Source organism: Halopiger xanaduensis SH-6, from assembly GCF_000217715.1.
Taxonomy (GTDB): domain Archaea; phylum Halobacteriota; class Halobacteria; order Halobacteriales; family Natrialbaceae; genus Halopiger; species Halopiger xanaduensis.
Genome location: NC_015666.1, coordinates 1,671,882 through 1,690,640 on the forward strand (window position 1 = coordinate 1,671,882; position 18,759 = coordinate 1,690,640).

An 18,759-nucleotide genomic window follows, 5' to 3' on the forward strand; every position below is an offset into this window, starting at 1 on the left:
ACTACAGTTCCGGCCGCGTCTCGAGGCTCTCGTACTCCCAGATCAGGTCGAAGTACCGCTTCATCCCCGCGACGAACGAGCCGTTTTCGGTGATCGCGGCCTGCCGCCGGTGGTTCGGCACGTCGGTCTCTTCGACGAGGAAGATCGCTTTTCCGGAGTCATAGTCCATACTCGGATCGACGAACGTCCCACGCCAGGGGAGTCGCTCCTTACTGAAGCGGTACTCAATGGCCGGAAAGTCGCTCGCGATTCGGTCGACGATCTCCGCCTGCGTGGCCGCCTTCTCCGCCGGCAAGTGCCGCTGATCGAGAAAGAGCACCGAAACGGGAGTGTCCTCCTCGAGCGCGGCTTCCACGGCCGGCTCGATGTCGTCGAAGTACGCGAAGCTGTTCGTGATGACGTAGACGCCGTCCGTCGCGTTCCGGTAGAGCTGCCGGGTTTCGGTCTCGCTGGGCTGGCCGACGTCGACGACGTGGAACAGTTCGGACGTCGGCGTCACGTCCCCGTCCGCTCGCTCGTATCGCGGGCCGAACACCTCGAGAAACTCTCCGCGGAGGTCCTCGATCTCAGCGCAGTAATCCTCGTATCGCTGTCGCCGATTTTCCTTCGCTCGCTCGAGGATCTCCTCGGGCGACTTCGGCTGGTACTGTTTCGGTCGGCCGGGGATCACCTCGATGAAGCCGTAGTCGGCCAGCGACTCGAGGACGCCGTACACCCGTGCCTGCGGGATGTCCGTCGCGTCCGAGATGTCCGGGGCGGTGGTTCGACCGGCGCTCAGCAGGTGCGCGAGCGCCGTCGCCTCGTACTCTTTGAGATCTAACTGCTGGAGCAGGTCGGTCGGTCCGGTACCTACCATAGCTATGCGCATCGTCGTAACAAGTCCCTAACCGATTCCTCGACTGTGTGTCGCGCCTCCCACTCGAGGACCTCGTTGGCCTTCGAGGTGTCGACGGCGAAGTCCTCGACCATCGTCTCGTCGCTTCGAGGGTTCTCGACGAGTTCGACGTCAACTGTCTTGTCCAATTCCTCGCGGGCGAGGTCCCGAACCGTCTCCGCGACTTCCATGACCGAGGGGTCCTCGTTCCCTGCGATTTCGCACGTCTCTATACCGGTTTCGTCGTTTGCTAGCTGTGTGAACATCCGTTCGGCGCTCCGGACGTACGCCCTGGCGACGTCTTTGACGTGGACGAAGTTCCGGGACTGGGTTCCCGGTTCGTACACCGTCAGCGGTTCGCCCGCCGTCGCTCGCTCGACGAAGAAGTTGATCACGGTCGGCTTCGAGACGACGGTCTCGTCGACGGTGTGATCGCCGTACAGGTTCGACTTCAGGAACAGGTGTGCCGGGAACGCACCGTCGGCGAACGACTCGATAGCCCGTTCGCCGAGGAGCTTCGTCCGCCCGTACCAGTTGAACGGGTCCCGCGGCAGGTCGGCGGTGATCGGGAACTGCTCGGGGTCACCCAGTACCGCCATACTGAACGGGAAGACGAGCCCAGTCCCGGTCTTCCGGCAGAACCAGGCGACGTTGTTCGTTCCCGTGACGTTGACCTCGTAGGCCAGATCGGGGTTCTCGTCGCAGTCGTCGACGCCGCTGACCGCCGCGAGGTGCAGGACGATGTCTGCACCGTCGAGGGCTTCCTCGAGTCGCCGTCGATCGCGAACATCGACGTGGGTGACGTCGGTCTCGCCGATCGACTCGACCTGTCCGCGGTAGTAGTTGTCGAGCGCGCGGAGGGTCCAGTTGGGGTGCGTCGACTGCAGTTGCTGCACGACGCGACTGCCGATGTATCCGGCCGCGCCGGTGATCGCAATCGTCGGTTTGGTTCCGTCGATCGTGTCGGGTGCAGTCATGGTTACGCTTCGAGCCTCGTCGAGGGCGTTCGCTCTCCTTGCAGTCGCTTCGCAAGATCGCGGATCCCCTCGCGGAGCGTCCACTCGGGTTCGAATCCCGTCTCCGAGAGCCGGTCGAAGTTCACGTGGTACGACGGTCCCGGATGCTCATCTTCGAGGAAGGTGATGTCGAGGTCGCGCTCGAGGCCGAGTTCGTCGCGGACGATCGACGCGATGTGGGCGATCCGGTAGTTCTCCTCGGTCGCACCGACGTTGTAGACCGTTTTGGGCCACGATTCGGGCTCGAGGAGCGCGTGGGCGTACGCTCGCGCCGCGTCCTCGACGTGGATGAACGGCCGCCAGTTGGTGCCGTCGCCGTACACCGTCAGCGGCCGCTCGGTCAGGCTGCGGAAGACGAAGTGGTTCACGACGAGGTTGAACCGGACGCCCGGCGCCCAGCCGTAGTTCGTGCTCATGCGCAGCGCCGTTCCGTCGAAGCCGTAGTCGTCGATCGCGTCGGCGAGCAACTGCTCGGATTCGACCTTCGACTCCGCGTAGGGGTTGAGCGGATTCTGCTTGGTCGTCTCGTCGATGTTCGTACTGGCCGTCCGTCCGTAGTTGTTGCACGACGACGCGAAGACGACGGAATCGACGTCGAGCTTGCCGGCGGCGGTGAGGACGTTGGCCGTCCCGTCGCGGTTGACCGCGAACGTTTCCTCGCGGCGGTCGTGCGTCGATGCCGCGCCCGTGATCGCCGCAAGGTGAACGACGCGGTCGACGCCCCGCATCGCGCTCTCGACATCGCCGTACTCGCGAACGTCACCGCGTCGGAATTCCAGGCTGTCGCCGATACAGCCCCGGAGATTCGCCGGCGATCCCGACGCAAGTGAATCGAAGACGACGACCTCGTCGACACGCTCGTCCTCGAGCAACTTCGGAACGAGTGCGCTCCCGATGTAGCCGCAGCCACCGGTCACGAGCACGCGCATGTCACTCGGCCTCGATGTCAGCAGACTGTGGTTCGTCAGACGAGGAACTCGAGTCCTTGGCTGCGATCGATTCGGCCTCCGCGTCGGCCAACACATCCGGCAGGAACCGATCTTCGTGTGCCTCGACACGAACCTGATACTCGACTAGCGTGTCGAGCACGTCCCTAACACCCTCCTTGAACGTCGTCAACTGGCCGTCGATTAGGTCGGCATACCGGTCATTCTCGATCTCCATTTTGTGGGTCTCGTCCTCCTCGCGTGGGTTTTCGAAGTGTTCGACGTCGACGTCGAGCCCAAACTCATTCGAGACATCAGCGATTGTCTCTGCGATTTCGACAATGCTGATCGCGCGGGTCACCTGGTTGTAGACGACGTGATCGTCCGGTCGGTCATCTGGATCGATGAGCGCTAACCGCGCGAGCCCCTCGACGGCGTCCTCGAGCGCGATGAACGGCTTGCGCTGTTCGCCCTTCCCGTAGACCGTCATCGGGTAGCCGGCGACGGCCTGTGCGCAGAACCGGTGGGCGACGACCCCGAAGTAGTAGTCGAAGTCGAACCGGGTCGCCAGCCGCGGATCCGCGGCCGTCTCCTCGGTTTCGGCCCCGTAGGTGATTGCGGTCCGAACGTCGGAGATCGGGATGTCGAACTGGTCGTGGGCCAGGCGCATGTTGGCTGCGTCGTGGGATTTCGTCAGGTGGTACCAGCTGCCGGCCATCGCGGGGAACGGCACCTCGTCGCGCTCGCCCTGATTCTCCATCGTCGCGCCGCCCTCGGGGATCGGGAACTCCGGTGCACCGTAGACGCCGGTCGTCGTCGTCTCGATGAAGTGCGTGTCGGTCAGGTCGTGTTCCTCGAGTCCCCACAGAAGGTTGCGCGTCGCCTGGAGGTTGTTGTGCTGGGTATAGTTCGCCCGCTCGCCGTTGATCTGCGAGTACGGCGCGGAGGGCTGTGCGGCGGTGTGGACGATCGCCTCCGGTTCGTGGACCGTCAGCAGCCGGTCGACTGCGTCTTTGTCGGCGAGGTCGGCTTCGACGAACGAGAGGTTCGTGAGGCCGTGGACGTCTTCGGCAGCCTCGAGTCGCTCGTCTATCTCGGCGACAGGAACGGCGCTCGTCGAGCCGACGGACTTGACCCACTCCCGTCGTCCGAAGTTGTCGACGAGGACGACGCGATCGTCTGTGCGATTTGCGATTCGAAGGGCAGTCGGCCAGCCGATGTAGCCGTCGGCACCGGTTACGAAGACAGTCATAGTGACTCAGGTCGTGAGTAAGTAGGAAAAGAGGGTGCGTTCGTTCAGCGATTGTACGATGTTGTTACTGTTGATAGATAGTAGTTAACGTCTATAACGATGCGGATAATACGGAACCGCTACCGGCAGCGAAACGCGGCCGTTATTCGAACGCAACCAAGTACACAGCCGTTTTGATCGCTCGTTCGGTGTCCCTACATCGTTCCAAACGCTAACACCGTTTCGATCAATAGAATGTTTCTACATAGGTATTAATGGCGTTGATCGAGTTACTCAGATTGTGAGTCAAATGGATACCGAAAACCAGCCGCGCGATGACAATCGTCAGCGAACCGACCACCTCTCGGATGTCAACGACGGATGTGGCTGTACCGAGATCTGGGAAGAACTCGCCGAGAGCCGCGCGTCCGATTAGTATCGGGGCCACTCCCTTCCTCCGGAGCTTTCCCCGGTCTATCAGTCCCGGTGCGATCGGCGCTCGACTTGAGGTGTCAGCTACTGCGGACGAAACTGCACAGTCCGCTGTCTGACGGAGCCTCAGTTCCACGCCCGTGCGATCGCGCTTGATCGGAGCTCCGGTCTCGAGCGTTCTATTGAGCGGTCCCGTCTGGCCCCTGTCCTTCATCTTTCAATAGACAATTACGGCTAGATAACTAGCCTAGATACCGATCTATTGCCAATAATAAGCTATTCACTCGAAGGAAAAGGCTTATTCAGCGATCACAGCAATCGGTTCTCGATGAAGGTCTCCGTCGTCATCTGCATCTATTCGATGGACCGGTTCGAGGCGTTCTCAGAGGCAGTGGAGAGCGTTCTCGACCAAACTTACGAACCTGTCGAAACAATACTGATCGTCGACGGAAACCAAACGGTCTATGAACGCGTTGAGGAAGAATGGGGAGGGCATGAACGGATAACAGTCTATTGCAACGACGAGAATGTTGGCCTCTCGATGAGTCGCAACCGGGGAGCCGAACTCGCGAACGGCGACGTAATTGCGTTTCTCGACGATGATGCCGTCGCTGACGAGCAATGGGTCAAAGAACTGGTATCGGTCTATGAGGAGCATGACGTAGAAGCGGTCGGTGGGAAAATGGTCCCGCAATGGGTCGCGGGTAAACCTACTTTTCTACCGGAAGAGTTTTACTGGCTCGTTGGCGTGACCTATCGGGGATTCCCAAACGAAGGGGCAGTTCGAAACACATTCGGATCGAACATTTCGTTCCGAGCAGACGTGCTATCGGAGCTCGGGGGATTCGATCCGAACCTCGGGCGAAAGAGTGGCAAACATGTTCAGGGGGAGGAGACGGAACTCGCAGCACGACTCCGTACCGAACTCAATGGAACACTCTATTATACGCCAGATGCCAAAGTTAAACATAAGATTTTCGACTACCGAACGCGGTTTCCGTGGTTAGCAAAACGAGCGTTCTGGCAGGGGTACTCAAAGCACGTCATGAAACGACTTGTTCCAGCGTCTGGAGCGGACGAGACGGCGTTCCTCAAACGATTGGTCCTCAAATTTGTCGCCGAACGAGTCGCGAACCTGTTTCGAACACCGGATAAGTCGAAAGTCCTGCAGTTGTGGGCTATCTTCGTGTTTACGGTTGCTGTCGGGCTTGGCTACATATACGGGATGGTTCGAAACCACTCTCTCGACTCGAAGGAATAGCTCTCTGATCGTCAGGCCGGCATATCGTTTCAGAGAGTCGTGACGTGGCGTAATAGATCGGCCTATCGATATCCGAGCTGTTCGAGCCGATCCTCCACCATTCCGGATACTTCCGTTTGGACGTTCGTTCCGTCTGGCCATGCGGGTAACGCATCGATCATCGTATTCCGACGATCAGCGGGAACATCGACTAACTCCTCTTCGGACACCTCGTATCCAACCTCGACGTCATCACCCCTTGAGACGATCAATTTGTACGCTCCGTCGTAGACTGCTTTCTTCTCGTATCCGCTGAGACTGCCCTCGACTAACAGTTGTCGATTTTCGGGAATTTCTCCGCGTAACGAATGACCAGTCATCTCTGGACCAGAGACCCCGACAGAATCCGTAATCGTCGGTGCGATGTCGATGAGGGAGACGTCAGAATCAAACGTCCAATCGGCGTTCGTCAATAGCGGAACGCGAGCGAGCGCCTCGTACGGAGCGCCACCGTGATCGACGCAACCGGTTCCATTGAAGTGTTCGACGTCGAATTCGACTTGTTCCCAGAGCGCTTCACCGTGGTCCGCAGTAACGATCAGCAACGGATCGTCGAGTGCGTTCTCGAGGCCAGTCTCGAACCGGGAAAGCGCATCGTCGACGTAGTCGACGGACGCGCGGTACAGCCGTCGACGGTGTTCTCGATAGGACTGACAGTCCTCACTACAGTCGGTATCGGTTCGATAGCGCCAGTTCTCAAGGTCGTCGATAGACGTATCGATGTCGTGTTTCTTCCAGTACTCCGAGGGCGGATCGACGGGAATGTGGGGGTCCGCGAGATGTAAGAACGCGAACGTCCGAGTCCGATCGGAAACCCACTCAAGGTAGTCCTCGAGAACGTCGTCCGCATCGGAGTTCATTTTGTGATAAAGTGCGTGATCGTGGAATCGTCCGGAAACGGCGACGAACGGTGTATCGTGTCCGAATCCGCCATAAGTGTCATAACCGGCTCCAGCAAGGATCTCCGTGAGCGTTACGCGATCTTCGTCCATTCGGGGCGGCAGCGAGAGTCCATCAGAATTGTCGAATTCGTCTGTCTGCTTCATTGCACCGTGTTCGTGTGGGTAAATGCCGGTTAGAAGCGAGGAAACCGCTGGGAAGGTCCACGCGCCCGGCGTCACGGCGTCGGTGCCGTTTAGGCTTGCGAGATAGGGCGTCGTCTCGTCGTCGACGTAGTCGGCGCGGAGCGCGTCGACCACGATACAGACGATGTGATCCGGTGCGTCGTCCGCCGGATCCAGTTCGGGGAGTGCCTTCTCGGCAAATGCGGCGTCCGCTTTTCGCGTCTGATACCGGTCATAGGGGGCGGCGAGTAACCGTTTCGCCCACGGCGGAAGGGTCTCGATCAGCGCCCGCTTGAGATTCATCGCTAGACAATTCGTCCTAATCCTCTTTTGTCCTTTGCAACCGTAGCGGCCGCCGCCCGTCTCGGACTTCGCTCGCGGGACGGATAATACGATGATATAGGAACAGACAGATATTAACCTCACCCTTCGAAAGGCCAGTCTGAATGGAGACGACAGTCGTAACCGGCGCGGCGGGGTTCATCGGCTCTCACCTCGTCGATACGCTTCTCGAACGCGGCTACGAAGTGCGCGGAATCGACGATCTCTCGACGGGGCAACTCGAGAACCTCGACGAGGCGCGAGAGCACGAGGCGTTCTCGTTCGTCGAAGGGAGCGTTCGCGACCGGGACACCCTCGCCCGAGCGCTCGACGGCGCCAACTGCGTGTTCCACCAGGCAGCGGTGTCGTCGGTCGCGCGGAGTTTCGACGATCCCGCGACGGTCGCGGACGTCAACTGCGGCGGGACCTCAATGCTCTTCGAGGTCGCTGCCGACGCCGGCGTCGAGACGTTCGTCGTCGCCTCCTCGGCGGCGGTCTACGGCTCCGGCGGTGAACTTCCAAAGCGCGAGGCGATGCCGGTCGATCCGGAGTCGCCGTATGCGCTTTCGAAATACTACACCGAACAAGCCGCGCTTCAACTCGGCGATCAGTACGGGATAGATGCGGTCGCGCTCCGATATTTCAATGTCTACGGACCACGACAAGATCCGGACAGCGAGTACGCGGCCGTCGTTCCGAAGTTCCTCGAGTTGATGAGCGACGGCGAACGTCCGGTGATATACGGTGATGGTGAGCAGTCGCGCGATTTCGTCTTCGTCGGCGACGTCGTTGACGCGAACGTTCGGGCCGTGGAGAGCAACTGTCGCGACGAGGTGTTAAACGTCGCAGGCGGTCGTCGGATCACAATCAACGATCTAGTTAGCCGAATCAACGACGTACTGGGGACAGAACTCGAGCCGATATACGACGATCCGCGGCCCGGCGACATTCGACATTCGGGGGCAGACGTCTCGAAGGCAAACCGAGCCATTGAGTACGAACCGACGGTCGATCTCGAAACGGGACTCCGACGGACTGCAGATTTGACCGAGCGATGAGCGGAGACGCGACTGACTCCGAAGCGGAGGGAGAATCGACCTATCCCGACGTCTGCGTCGTCACCCACCCCCTCGGTGGCGCCGGCGAGAACGCCACACGGACGCTTCTGGAAATCCTCTCGGCGATCACGACGATCTCGCTCGTGACGGCCGGACTACCCGAAGGGTCAACGATTCGCGAAGACCATGAGGTCGTCGAGTTGACGACGGCCAACACCGGCGAGTCGATCCCCGTCGCCGCCGCCCGTTTTCTCCTCAATCAGTTTCGGATGTGTCGGCTCCTCGCCCGACGCGACGAGGAGGTCGTACTCTTCTACGGCGCAATCGCATATTTCCTGCCAATCTGCTGTGCGAAACTCGCCGGCAAGACCGTTGTTCTGGAACCGCGGGGCAACGTTCCGCTGACACTTCGCCTTCACTGGGAACAGCGGGTGCCGGGACCAATCGCCCGCGGGCTCGCGGGTCTCGTGTGGGGGCTCGAGCGGCTCGGCTATTGGCTATCGGACGCGATCGTCACGTACACGCCGTCGATGGCCTCGTCGCTTGGTTTGGAGCGATTCGAGGACAAACTATACACGAACGGTGCTCGCTACGTTGACACCGAGCGGTTCACCCCACGAGGTCCGTTTCGCGAACGGGACCACGTGGTCGGGTTCCTGGGTCGGCTCGACGAAGAGAAGGGAATTCGGACGCTGGCGGAGGTGGCAAAACGGCTTCCCGACGACGTTACGTTCAGGTTCATTGGCGATGGGGCGCTCCGAGGCTGGCTGGAATCGGAACTGAGCGATGAAATCGCAGCGAGCACGGTCGAGGTGACCGGCTGGATCGACCACGACGAGGTGCCTGATCAACTCACCGAGTTACAGTTGCTGGTGATGCCGTCGGCGCCAACCGAAGGATTGCCGACGACGATTCTCGAGGCAATGGCGTGTGGGACGCCGGTCTACGCGACTCCAGTAGTGGGCGTTCCGGACGTCGTGAAAGACGGGGAAACGGGATACCTGATGGAGGACACGTCCGACGAAGCGATTGCACGCAAAATTCAACGGATACAGACGTCTGATGACCTCCGATCGATGTCCCATCGGTGTCGGACGCTCGTCGAGGAAGAGTACAGCTTTGAGGGCGCTGTAGAACGATTCGCGGGCATTCTAGATGCGATTTCGCAAAGAGGAATGGTCTCTGGAATGGAGAAGAGAAATACCGACGGCACCGATGCGGTTAACTGAGTCGGACGGCGTGACTGCACTATGAAACCGAACGTACTCTTGATCGTTCTTGACAGCGTTCGTGCGAGGAACACGAGCCTCCACGAACACGCGAACGATACGACGCCCTTTCTGAACGAGTTTGCCGAATCCGCGACCCGCTATCGACAGGCGCGTGCACCGGGAACGACTAGCGTGACCAGCCACGCGAGTATATTTACCGGACTCCACGTGAACGAACATCGGGTGACGAGTGCGGAGGCGAAACTGAGCGAAGGGGCGACGGTCTTCGAACGGCTTAGGGACGAACACGGTTACGAGACCGGCGTCTTCTCCGAAAACGTCTGGATCACCGACGTAGATATCGGTCTCGACCACGGGTTCGATACGGTCGTCGGTCCGCAGGACGTCCCGTATCCCGACGCGCTGAATCCGAGGTCATTCGTCTCGGACAGAGGAACGGGCCGTTTCACTGAGTACGTCAGAGAATGCCTGCGTGACGATGCGCCGCTGAGGGGACTAATCAACGGCGCGTACACGAAGATATCGTCGGACTATCCGTCTCTCCTACCGAGTTTCATCGACGGCACGTCGCCGGGGAACCTCTACACCGATAAGTTTCTCGATTGGATTGATACGACGGTGAACGACGAATGGGCGGCGTGTGTCAACCTCATGGACGCTCACCTGCCCTACAATCCGAAGGAGGAATTCAACGAGTGGGGCGATGATCTGCTTCGGACGATCGAAGACGAGGCCGTCGACCAATGGCAACTCCACTGCGGTGACGGGTTATGGTGGCGCCAAAAAGCCCGCGAGGCGCTCTACGATGGCGCCATCCGACAGGCCGATTCCTACGTTCAACGAATTATCGACGGACTCGAGGAGCGAGGCGTTCTCGACGATACGCTCGTCGTCATCACGAGCGACCACGGCGAAGGGTTCGGTGAACGGAGTCGCATACGTCCCGCTCGGATCGCCGGCCATAACGTGTCCGTTCACGAAGTTCTCCTACACGTTCCCCTCGTGGTCAAACGGCCGGGTCAACGGAACGCACACGAGGTCGACTCCGTCGCGACCTTGGCGCGGTTCCCGACGGTAGTGGAGAACGCGCTCGAGGGAGCGACCGCTCCCGACGGCTTCGTCCCCGACCGTCCGGTCGTGGCATCGAGCTACCGGATCACGGACGACGAGAGTCTCAAGGCGCGAGCCCTCGAACACTGTGACGACCTGAGCGCGTTCGAGTCCTTTACTCACGTCGTCTACGAGGACGACGACGACGTGGTCCGAAAGTACATCACCTGGAAAGACAGGGAAGCGACCGTCGAGATCAGGAACGCGCAAGACTCGTACAAGGTATCGAACACCGGCGGTCGAAAAGTCCGTGAGGTGTTCGGCGAGATGGAGGAAGCAGCCGTCAGAGCGGAAGGGAGTGGCACCGACGACCTCGACGAGGCGACGTACGATAGGCTCGAGAAGCTGGGATACGTATAGAACCGCCGAATCAATTTCATGCGATGGCTTTTATTGAACCAGATTCCGTCCTTCAAGTCGGAGATCTGACCTAAACCTTTTATCTGATCACTCTTTCTGAACACATATATGAGACTAGTACAGAAACTGCGACGACGGGTAAAAGACTCAATTTATCGGTTCTGGGGAATATATAGCCATCTCGGATCGGACGCGTACATCTCCGAACTCGAATCGCGCGGTTGTGAGGTTGGTGAGGGAACAAGGTTTTATGGAGAAAACAACGTCGATCTCGGATACGCTCCTCAAATATCTATCGGGAAAAACTGTATAATAACTGACAAAGTGCGGATGCTCGCCCACGCTAAGGATAAACCCATCCTATCTCAAGCCTTCGATACTGCTCCGAACTATTCAAAGAGGGGAACGATCGATATCGGAGACAACGTATTTCTAGGGGAACGAACAATTGTTCTACCCGACGTATCTATCGGTGATAACGTCATTATCGGTGCCGGTTCAGTAATCTCCTCAGACATTCCTTCTAATTCTGTTGCAGTCGGTGTCCCGTGTGAAGTTAAATGTTCGTTAGAAGAGTATCGTGACCGCCGCCTCAGTACCGAGGAGGCTGATATCGAAGAAGTCACTGAATGCTATCGGGACCAGAATCGGCCCTTCCCCGACTGGTTAAGGAGTAATACTGAGTGAAATACACTGTGTGCTGTTATTGGTGCGTTTTTGTATAGAAATAAGACGTATTCTCAATTATCGCCTTACAGATGTCGTCAAGCACAGCATCACCACCTGGTTTCAAACTCTCGATTGACTCCAGATTTTCTATTATCGATTCTTCAGACGAATACGAATTTGGTAGTACTAGGTCGAAGCTGATGGGACGTTGAATGAAGTAGTTGTATAAGTATTTCCTCACCAATGAACTCATCCGTTCGTCTAATTCTAGTTCACTCGATCCACTATCGATTAACTTCCGATATTCATCTTTCGTTTCGGGATCATATGTAAACCCCTTTCCAGCATAATGCGAGTCAGCGGTGGTTATCACAGGAGTATCGAGGTAGGTAGCTTCCATTCCGACGGTTGAGGTGTATACCAAGACAATATCGCTCGATCGCATAAGTTCGTATGGGTCAACGTCGGTATCTGGCTCTAAAAGAGTCGTATTATCGGGAAGTTCATCAAATGTCGAATCTAAAATATCAGTGATACTTTGTTCCGTTCCCCGCATTTTTTCTGCCGGATGTACCTTTATCACCAAATGTTTGTCATCGAACGTCTCGAACAGTTCAACCGTTTCCCTGACCCATTCGTACTGATCATCGAACAACCGAGAGACGTCCCTAATTGCCGCATCCCACGGGAGGTGCGTATACATGGAGTACATTTCAGTATCCTCTTCGAGTTCGAGGCTTTCCCCCGAATCGGCATACTGTGTTTGTTCGACAGTTTCCATCCTTTCACCCATAAATTCGTCAAGTTCACGTTCTTGATCTGAACCCAATGGCCTCTGTTCTACTATCCGCCAGCTCTTATCCGAGATATAATGGGTGAGAGGACCATCTAATCGGCTAAACATAAGATCTTGTCCGTCCCCGTAGATCGGATCGCTACTTGCAGTGATCGGTATATCATTTATTTTAGCATATTCCAGAGCCATACCTCTCGGAAGGTACGACGATCCAGTTGAGACGAAATAATCAAAATCATATTCCTTATGCAGCTTATCGGTAACATCCCATGCAATACGACCGGTACGTTTGAACTGTTCTAGAAGCTGCACGTGCTCCGGATTTTCGTAGTCGATCTCCGCAATCTGGAGAGCACGATACGTAGATGAAACTGCATAGTCTTCGATCTTCGATTCGATTTCGTCCCTTTTGACCGAATCATCGTAATTGATCTCATCCAGAAAAACATCAGGAATATTCATCAATTCCGCAAATTCATTACTCTGATGAACGCATCTGACACAGTTATCCTCATATTGGGACATGTTCCCCTTGCATGCACCCAAACTGCCATCTCCGAAAACAAATACTGAACCAACCCCCCTGTAATTTAATCCGTGTGCGATTATTCCGTGCAACGTCGTTCGATAGTCCGTCGAATAAAATTCGGGGAAGAACGCGGTCATCTCGTGTTCAGAAGTACTAATTTCTTCAAAATCAAGTTCTTCCAAAGATTCTTTTAATTGTGAGCGTATTGCGGAAGTGAACGATAGATACGTTTTGGCAGCGTGTTTCTCGATACCGAGTCTCCTCGCTAACTCACTGAGGCTTCGGAGCCTCTCTTCCTTCATTTCCATTGTATGGGTATAACTGCGTAAAGCCGATGTAATTCTTTGGAAACGACCCATGATCCAGATGTAGATTATAATTCGGAACCTATCTCACATGAATGGTAGCACATACGTGTCGTATATAATACAGTAAGGATTCAATTATAGTTGCTGGAATACAGGAGAGCAAGAACGGTGACGGATACCCAAAGGCGGGGCGTTATTACTGCCGCATGCGAACCCACGAGGTATGTCGAATCCGATCTGTCAGGTCCAGGTCCGACTTGGATCAACACGTCTCCCCGGAAAAGTACTGTATCCGCTCGAGTCCCGTCGCGTCATCGGATGGGTGATCGACCGCTGTACGGCCGCGGAAACCGTAACCGATGCGGTGGTCGCAGTCGGAAACGAACCCGAAAACGAGGCCATAACCGAGTGGTGCGAACGAAACGGCGTCCGACACGCCACCGGTCCAGAAGGAAACCTATTGGAGCGACATCTGGCCGTGGCCGAGGCATATAGCAGCGATCCGGTCGTCCGTGTGACCGGCGACTGTCCGTTCGTTCCACCGGCAGAAATCGATCGCATGGTCGGCGAACACGAGTCGAACGACGCGCGATATACCACCAACGTCACGGACGATATGCCAATCGGAACGGCCGTCGACGTGATTGACAGGGAAGTTCTCGAGGAACTGCGAGAACTCGGTGATTCGCACCCGGTTCGTCGACTCCGCGAGAACCCCGACCGATGGGACGTCGCGTTTTCGCCGAACGAGCGATGGGTGGCCGTGTCAGAGGCCCACATTGCCGTGGATACCCCGTCAGATTACTGGCGAGTAACCGACGCACTGGAGGCCGTCGGTGACAATCCGTTGGACATCGCGGAATGGATGGCTCAACGACAAGGTATTTGACTGCCGGAACCGCAGTGGCACGGTAATGATGCTCTCCGCGGATTCCATCGGGAAGTTTGTCGCGCTCGGCGGGACGTTTCATTCGCATCTCGACGAAAAAGAGCGAACGTATCGATGGCCGGACCTGTGGGTTGTCCCCGACGACGGGATCGTTCCCGAGGGGGAACCGATCGAAATCCCGCCGCAGACGGACCAGATAAAGCCGGGCTGTGAACTCACGGCCGTCATCGGTGAGGAACTCCGGCAGGCATCTGAAGCGGAGGCGTGGGACGGGATCAAGGGATTCACGATCTCGAACGACGTCACCGCGTCCGGCGACTGGCCGGGATGGTCGGATCCGGACCACGGCATGGTGACCGGAGTCGGCTACAAGGTGATTGACACCTTCTCACCGATTCTCACCGATGTCGTCGAGAAGCGAGACGAGAGTCATTACGACAATCTCGAGGTCAAGGTCCGCGTCGACGGCGAGACTGCCGTATCCGGTTCGACCGCTCAGATGGCGTTTACCATCCCGGAGATGGTCTCCTTCGCGAGCAAGGTAACGACGCTCCGCGAGAACGACGTCGTCGCACTCGGTGACCCCGGTAACCCGACTGTATTCCTCGACGACGCCGAGTCGGTGACATGTGAGATCGAGAGCATTGGTTCGTTGACGAGCCCCGTCGAACGGCTGTAGGTAGACGATGAAGGCGGTCATACGGGCAGACGGTGGCCCGGAGATTGGCTACGGGCATCTCGTTCGAACCGGAGCCGTGGCCGAGTTGCTCGTCGAGAACGGTCATCGAGTGACGTACGCGACGGCGACGCCCGACTGCGTCACCGAGGTCTGTCCATCCGGTATCGAGACCCTCGAGCTACCTTCGCGAACTGACGTCTCACCGCTGCTCGAACGACTCGAGGACGTTAACGTCGTCCTCGTTGATTCCTATCTCGCCGACTGCGACTACCAGCGTGCCCTCCGGAAGATCGCACCGACTGCCGTCGTGACCGACGATACGCGACACCCGGTCCATGCCGATCTCGTCGCCAACGGGAACCTGTACGCGCCCGATCTCGAGTACGAGGTGTGCGGCGAGGAGCCGATGTGGTGTTTCGGCCCGGCGTATCTGCTCCTTCGGCAGGAGATCGCACGACGCGCGAAACGAGAGCCGCCGCGTCGCGAACAGCCGGAGCGTGCGCTCGTGACGATGGGCGGAAGCGACACCGCGGAACTGACGCCGACTGTGCTCAGAGCGTTCGACGGCGTCGATCTGACCGTCGACGCCGTCGTCGGACCCGGGTTTTCGGCCGCCCAGGAACGAGCGATACGCGAGGTCGCGGCAGACGTATCGGCGCGGGTTCGCGTCGTTCGTGACCCGGAAGACCTCGCAGAGCGGATGTTCTGTGCCGACCTCGCGGTGAGTACGGCGAGTACCACGACCTATGAACTGCTCGCGCTCGGAACGCCGATCGTGAGTATCCCCGTCGTCGATAACCAGCTCCCGATCGCGGCGGCGCTCCGGGAGCGAGACGCAGCGATCGTACTTGAGCGTGACGCCGGTGAATCGGCAATTCGCCGAGCGATCGACCGATATCTAATGTGCGCGTCGCTCCGCGCGGAACGGCGGCGGTGCGGACGGGAGCTCGTCGACGGTCGCGGTGCACGGCGAGTCTATACCGAATTGCTTTCACTCGTCGACGGGGATTCGAAACCATGAGCGACGAAATCGACGTAATTTTTCTCGGCATCAACGACGCCGGAATGCGCGTCTACGAGTGGCTCTGTGATCGCGATGGCGTCTTCGTTCACTCGCTGTTGACGACCCGAGAGCAACTCCGAACCATCGAGGACGTTCGGCCGGACTTCCTCGTGTCCTGTGGCTATCGACGCCTTGTTCCAGAGTCGATCCTCGAGATCCCGACCGAGGGATGCGTGAACCTCCATCCCGCGTATCTCCCGTACAACCGGGGTGCGAATCCGAACGTCTGGAGTATTGTCGACAATACGCCAGCGGGAGTGACGCTCCATTACATGGACTCGAGCCTCGATACAGGAGACATCATCGCACGCCGAACAGTGCCGACGGACTTCGAAGATACCGGCAAAGACCTCTATCGGCGGCTGGAGGATGCGCAAGTGGACCTGTTCCGGGACGCGTGGCCGGACATCGAGGCAGGAGATCCCTCGACGATCACGCAGGATTCCGACGCCGGCACCTATCACGAAACGACTGACTTCAAAGAGCTATGTCGACTCGATCCCGACGAAACCGTGCGCGTCAAGGAGTTTCTGGACCGGCTTCGCGCACTGACGTTTCCACCGTACGACAACGCCGAGATTGAAGTGGATGGCGAGACCTACTACGTCGACATCGATATCACGAAAGCGTAGCTCAGTCGTCGACGTCCTCCCAAGTGATACCCTTGCCCGGACGGAGATCGCGCGCGGCGACGCTCCCGACGACCTCCTCGTAGAACTTCGGCTCGAGTCCCGGCTCGCGCTCGCCGGGGCGGAGCACCTTGACGTTGTCAGTCGTCAGCGGGTCACCGGCGTCGATATCGTCGACGGCGTGGATCGCACGGCGCGCTTTGTCGTGTAGCTCTTCCTCCGCGTCGAGAACCCGTTTCTCGCCGGTTCCGAGCGCGGACTCCGTATCGCGGATCGACGAAACCATCCGCTCGAGTTCGTCGGGCTCGAGGGCGAACTCGTGGTCCGGCCCCTCCATCGACTTGTCAAGCGTGAAGTGTTTCTCAACGACGCTGGCACCGAGCGCAACGGCGGCACTCGGTGCGGTCACCGGATCGAGCGTGTGATCCGAGAGTCCGGCCGGAACGCCGAACTTCTCCCGAAGGGTTTCGACGACGCGGACGTTGATCTCCGAGAGGGGTGTCGGATACGCGGCGACGCACTGGAGGAGCGCGAGTTCGTCGGCACCGGCTTCCTTGAGCGCCGTCACCGACTCAGCGATCTCCTCGAGATCGTGAGCCCCTGTTGACATGACGATCGGCTTATCGGTCGCCGCTAAATGCTCGAGAAACGGCACGTGGCTGCTCGTGTAGGATGCGACCTTCCAGGCGGGAACGTAATCCTCGAGTTCGGCCGCCGATCGCTCGTCGAAGGGCGTCGACAGGAACTGAACTCCCCGATCGTAACAGTAGTCGTGGAGCGTCGGGATCCACTCGTAGGGCATCTCCATCGACTCGATGATGTCGTAGATCGATCGGTCGTCGTCCAGATATTCAACCTCCCCGCTGTCCTCGACGTACATATCCTCGGCGCGAAACGTCTGGAATTTCACCGCGTCCGCACCGGCGTCGGCGGCGACGTCGATCAGTTCCTTGGCTATCTCGAGGTCGCCGTTGTGGTTCGACCCTGCTTCCGCAATAACGTACGTTGACTCGTCAGGACCGACGGCTCGATCACCGATTTCGAATCCGTCCATACTAGTACCGGGGGAGCAAGGGAATTAAACTACTCGAGATGACGATGGAGTCGCTCGATCGAATCGATCACGTCGGCTACGTCATCGTCGCTCATTGCTGGGAACAGCGGCAAGCTGACGAGCCGGTCGTACACGCGTTCCGTTCGGGGAAAGTCGCCCCGCTCGTACCCGAACTCCGCCTGGAAGAACGGGTGATAATGTAGTGGGACATAGTGGACCTGAACGCCGACGTTCTCGGCGTGCATCGCATCGACAAACTCCGCGCGGTCACAGCCGAATTCCTCGTCGACCTCGATCGCATAGAGGTGGTACATAGGATCTGACTCGAGCGGATCCGGCGGCGTCCGGAGGTCATCAATCTCATTGAACGCCTCGTCGTACCGGGCGATGATCTCGTCGCGGCGATCCTTGAACGCCTCGAGACGGTCGAGCTGGGCGAGTCCCAGCGCCGCCTGCAGGTCGGTGACGTTGTAGTTGTAGCCGAGGCCTTCGGTCACCTGATACCAGGGTTCGCTCTCATGGCCATCGACGTCGTAGTTCATGTCGAACGATCGCAGCCGACGGAGCCGCTCCGCGAGGTCATCGTCGTCGGTAACGACCATACCGCCCTCGCCGGTCGTGACGTTTTTGACTGGATGGAAACTGAAGACGGCCATGTCCCGCTGGGCGCCGATTGGTTCGCCGCGCCACGTGCCGCCGAAGGCGTGACAGGCGTCCCAGATTACCGTCAGGTCGTGTTCGTCTGCGACTTCCAATAACTCGTCGATGTCCGCTGGATGGCCGGCGTAGTGCATCGGAACGAGTCCAGCAGTGTCCTCGGTGATCCGATCGCGAACGGCGTCGGGATCAATCGTCCGCCGATGTGGATCGATGTCGGCGAAGACCGGCGTCGCATCCGTGTACGTCGCTGCGTGCGCGGTCGAAACGAACGTCAGCGGCGTCGTAATCACCTCGTCGCCCGGTCCAAATCCCGCCGCTTCGCCGGCGAGATGTAACGCGGTCGTCCCGGATGTCGTCGCCACTGCATGGTCGACGCCGATAAGATCGGCAACTCTGTCTTCGAACGCTTCGACCGTTGGCCCGCGCGTGATGTAGTCTCCCTCGAGGGCCTCGACGACGGCGTCTTTCTCGTGGTCAGTGATGCTTTGACCGCCGTAGCCGAGCACCTCGTCTCGAATCGGCTCGCCGCCGTAGAGCGCTGGTTTCTCCGTCGTCATGT

At 58.4% G+C, this 18,759-nt stretch carries 18 protein-coding genes; 9 read left to right on the plus strand and 9 right to left on the minus strand.

From position 1 onward, the window contains the following. Position 1: 1 nt before the first annotated feature. From HALXA_RS08180 to HALXA_RS22050, 5 genes are all read right to left on the minus strand, one after another. Entirely contained in the window at positions 2 to 856 is an 855-nt protein-coding gene (locus tag HALXA_RS08180; protein WP_013879864.1) for a TrmB family transcriptional regulator, read from the minus strand. A 2-nt stretch (positions 857 to 858) separates the two neighbouring features. After that, positions 859 to 1,851 (minus strand): NAD-dependent epimerase/dehydratase family protein, encoded by a 993-nt coding sequence (locus HALXA_RS08185; RefSeq protein WP_013879865.1) that lies wholly within the window; start codon positions 1,849 to 1,851, stop codon positions 859 to 861. 2 nt (positions 1,852 to 1,853) lie between these two features. Beyond that, entirely contained in the window at positions 1,854 to 2,819 is a 966-nt protein-coding gene (locus HALXA_RS08190) for an NAD-dependent epimerase/dehydratase family protein (protein ID WP_013879866.1), read from the minus strand. 1 nt (position 2,820) lies between these two features. Further along, a complete protein-coding gene (locus HALXA_RS08195) occupies positions 2,821 to 4,068 on the minus strand; it encodes an NAD-dependent epimerase/dehydratase family protein (protein WP_013879867.1) in 1,248 nt (415 codons plus the stop codon). A gap of 226 nt (positions 4,069 to 4,294) precedes the next feature. Next, a complete protein-coding gene (locus tag HALXA_RS22050) occupies positions 4,295 to 4,693 on the minus strand; it encodes a hypothetical protein (RefSeq protein WP_171814665.1) in 399 nt (132 codons plus the stop codon). Between the two features lie 114 nt (positions 4,694 to 4,807). Between HALXA_RS22050 and aglG the strand changes: the two genes are divergently transcribed. After that, on the plus strand, positions 4,808 to 5,740 hold the full coding sequence (gene aglG, locus HALXA_RS08200; protein WP_013879869.1) for a glucosyl-dolichyl phosphate glucuronosyltransferase: 933 nt from the start codon (positions 4,808 to 4,810) through the stop codon (positions 5,738 to 5,740). A gap of 62 nt (positions 5,741 to 5,802) precedes the next feature. On the opposite strand, the gene HALXA_RS08205 is transcribed toward aglG, so the two are convergent. Further along, positions 5,803 to 7,146, minus strand: a complete 1,344-nt coding sequence (locus HALXA_RS08205; RefSeq protein WP_013879870.1) for a sulfatase-like hydrolase/transferase — start codon at positions 7,144 to 7,146, stop codon at positions 5,803 to 5,805. A gap of 143 nt (positions 7,147 to 7,289) precedes the next feature. On the opposite strand from HALXA_RS08205, the gene HALXA_RS08210 reads away from it, so the two are divergent. The 4 genes from HALXA_RS08210 (at position 7,290) to HALXA_RS22360 (ending at position 11,611) form a co-directional block, all read left to right on the plus strand. Next, positions 7,290 to 8,222, plus strand: coding sequence for an NAD-dependent epimerase/dehydratase family protein (locus HALXA_RS08210; protein WP_013879871.1), 933 nt, complete (start codon positions 7,290 to 7,292; stop codon positions 8,220 to 8,222). Then, complete coding sequence (locus tag HALXA_RS08215) at positions 8,219 to 9,451, plus strand: glycosyltransferase family 4 protein (RefSeq protein WP_013879872.1); 1,233 nt, start codon at positions 8,219 to 8,221, stop codon at positions 9,449 to 9,451. Before HALXA_RS08210 ends, HALXA_RS08215 begins: the two co-directional genes overlap by 4 nt. Positions 9,452 to 9,472: 21 nt before the next feature. Continuing rightward, a complete protein-coding gene (locus HALXA_RS08220) occupies positions 9,473 to 10,924 on the plus strand; it encodes a sulfatase (RefSeq protein ID WP_013879873.1) in 1,452 nt (483 codons plus the stop codon). 108 nt (positions 10,925 to 11,032) lie between these two features. Further along, positions 11,033 to 11,611 carry an acyltransferase gene (locus tag HALXA_RS22360; RefSeq protein ID WP_013879874.1) on the plus strand — a complete coding sequence of 193 codons (579 nt, stop codon included), beginning with the start codon at positions 11,033 to 11,035 and terminating at the stop codon, positions 11,609 to 11,611. A gap of 16 nt (positions 11,612 to 11,627) precedes the next feature. On the opposite strand, the gene HALXA_RS08225 is transcribed toward HALXA_RS22360, so the two are convergent. Next, the gene (locus tag HALXA_RS08225) at positions 11,628 to 13,226 is read right to left on the minus strand and encodes a capsular polysaccharide export protein, LipB/KpsS family (protein WP_171814666.1); all 1,599 of its coding nucleotides are present in this window, start codon (positions 13,224 to 13,226) and stop codon (positions 11,628 to 11,630) included. A 223-nt stretch (positions 13,227 to 13,449) separates the two neighbouring features. On the opposite strand from HALXA_RS08225, the gene HALXA_RS08230 reads away from it, so the two are divergent. The 4 genes from HALXA_RS08230 to HALXA_RS08245 are packed head-to-tail and all read left to right on the plus strand — an operon-like array spanning position 13,450 to position 16,489. Next, complete coding sequence (locus HALXA_RS08230; RefSeq protein ID WP_013879876.1) at positions 13,450 to 14,115, plus strand: cytidylyltransferase domain-containing protein; 666 nt, start codon at positions 13,450 to 13,452, stop codon at positions 14,113 to 14,115. Next, entirely contained in the window at positions 14,063 to 14,794 is a 732-nt protein-coding gene (locus tag HALXA_RS08235; protein ID WP_171814667.1) for a fumarylacetoacetate hydrolase family protein, read from the plus strand. Before HALXA_RS08230 ends, HALXA_RS08235 begins: the two co-directional genes overlap by 53 nt. 7 nt (positions 14,795 to 14,801) lie before the next feature. Further along, on the plus strand, positions 14,802 to 15,815 hold the full coding sequence (gene pseG / locus HALXA_RS08240; RefSeq protein WP_013879878.1) for a UDP-2,4-diacetamido-2,4,6-trideoxy-beta-L-altropyranose hydrolase: 1,014 nt from the start codon (positions 14,802 to 14,804) through the stop codon (positions 15,813 to 15,815). Beyond that, positions 15,812 to 16,489 (plus strand): methionyl-tRNA formyltransferase, encoded by a 678-nt coding sequence (locus tag HALXA_RS08245; RefSeq protein ID WP_013879879.1) that lies wholly within the window; start codon positions 15,812 to 15,814, stop codon positions 16,487 to 16,489. The genes pseG and HALXA_RS08245 overlap by 4 nt, the downstream gene beginning before the upstream one ends. A 1-nt stretch (position 16,490) precedes the next feature. Here HALXA_RS08245 and HALXA_RS08250 read toward each other — a convergent pair whose 3' ends face one another. Beyond that, positions 16,491 to 17,540 (minus strand): N-acetylneuraminate synthase family protein, encoded by a 1,050-nt coding sequence (locus tag HALXA_RS08250; protein ID WP_013879880.1) that lies wholly within the window; start codon positions 17,538 to 17,540, stop codon positions 16,491 to 16,493. A 29-nt stretch (positions 17,541 to 17,569) separates the two neighbouring features. Continuing rightward, a complete protein-coding gene (locus tag HALXA_RS08255) occupies positions 17,570 to 18,757 on the minus strand; it encodes a DegT/DnrJ/EryC1/StrS family aminotransferase (RefSeq protein ID WP_013879881.1) in 1,188 nt (395 codons plus the stop codon). Positions 18,758 to 18,759: the final 2 nt, after the last annotated feature.

What these genes read in the sequence shown, in the direction of transcription:
- HALXA_RS08180 (WP_013879864.1), bottom strand. Translation starts at nt 856, where the DNA reads ATGGTAGGTACCGGACCGACCGACCTGCTCCAGCAGTTAGATCTCAAA.
- HALXA_RS08185 (WP_013879865.1), bottom strand. Translation starts at nt 1,851, where the DNA reads ATGACTGCACCCGACACGATCGACGGAACCAAACCGACGATTGCGATC.
- HALXA_RS08190 (WP_013879866.1), bottom strand. Translation starts at nt 2,819, where the DNA reads ATGCGCGTGCTCGTGACCGGTGGCTGCGGCTACATCGGGAGCGCACTC.
- HALXA_RS08195 (WP_013879867.1), bottom strand. Translation starts at nt 4,068, where the DNA reads ATGACTGTCTTCGTAACCGGTGCCGACGGCTACATCGGCTGGCCGACT.
- HALXA_RS22050 (WP_171814665.1), bottom strand. Translation starts at nt 4,693, where the DNA reads ATGAAGGACAGGGGCCAGACGGGACCGCTCAATAGAACGCTCGAGACC.
- aglG (WP_013879869.1), top strand. Translation starts at nt 4,808, where the DNA reads ATGAAGGTCTCCGTCGTCATCTGCATCTATTCGATGGACCGGTTCGAG.
- HALXA_RS08205 (WP_013879870.1), bottom strand. Translation starts at nt 7,146, where the DNA reads ATGAATCTCAAGCGGGCGCTGATCGAGACCCTTCCGCCGTGGGCGAAA.
- HALXA_RS08210 (WP_013879871.1), top strand. Translation starts at nt 7,290, where the DNA reads ATGGAGACGACAGTCGTAACCGGCGCGGCGGGGTTCATCGGCTCTCAC.
- HALXA_RS08215 (WP_013879872.1), top strand. Translation starts at nt 8,219, where the DNA reads ATGAGCGGAGACGCGACTGACTCCGAAGCGGAGGGAGAATCGACCTAT.
- HALXA_RS08220 (WP_013879873.1), top strand. Translation starts at nt 9,473, where the DNA reads ATGAAACCGAACGTACTCTTGATCGTTCTTGACAGCGTTCGTGCGAGG.
- HALXA_RS22360 (WP_013879874.1), top strand. Translation starts at nt 11,033, where the DNA reads ATGAGACTAGTACAGAAACTGCGACGACGGGTAAAAGACTCAATTTAT.
- HALXA_RS08225 (WP_171814666.1), bottom strand. Translation starts at nt 13,226, where the DNA reads ATGGAAATGAAGGAAGAGAGGCTCCGAAGCCTCAGTGAGTTAGCGAGG.
- HALXA_RS08230 (WP_013879876.1), top strand. Translation starts at nt 13,450, where the DNA reads ATGTCGAATCCGATCTGTCAGGTCCAGGTCCGACTTGGATCAACACGT.
- pseG (WP_013879878.1), top strand. Translation starts at nt 14,802, where the DNA reads ATGAAGGCGGTCATACGGGCAGACGGTGGCCCGGAGATTGGCTACGGG.
- HALXA_RS08245 (WP_013879879.1), top strand. Translation starts at nt 15,812, where the DNA reads ATGAGCGACGAAATCGACGTAATTTTTCTCGGCATCAACGACGCCGGA.
- HALXA_RS08250 (WP_013879880.1), bottom strand. Translation starts at nt 17,540, where the DNA reads ATGGACGGATTCGAAATCGGTGATCGAGCCGTCGGTCCTGACGAGTCA.
- HALXA_RS08255 (WP_013879881.1), bottom strand. Translation starts at nt 18,757, where the DNA reads ATGACGACGGAGAAACCAGCGCTCTACGGCGGCGAGCCGATTCGAGAC.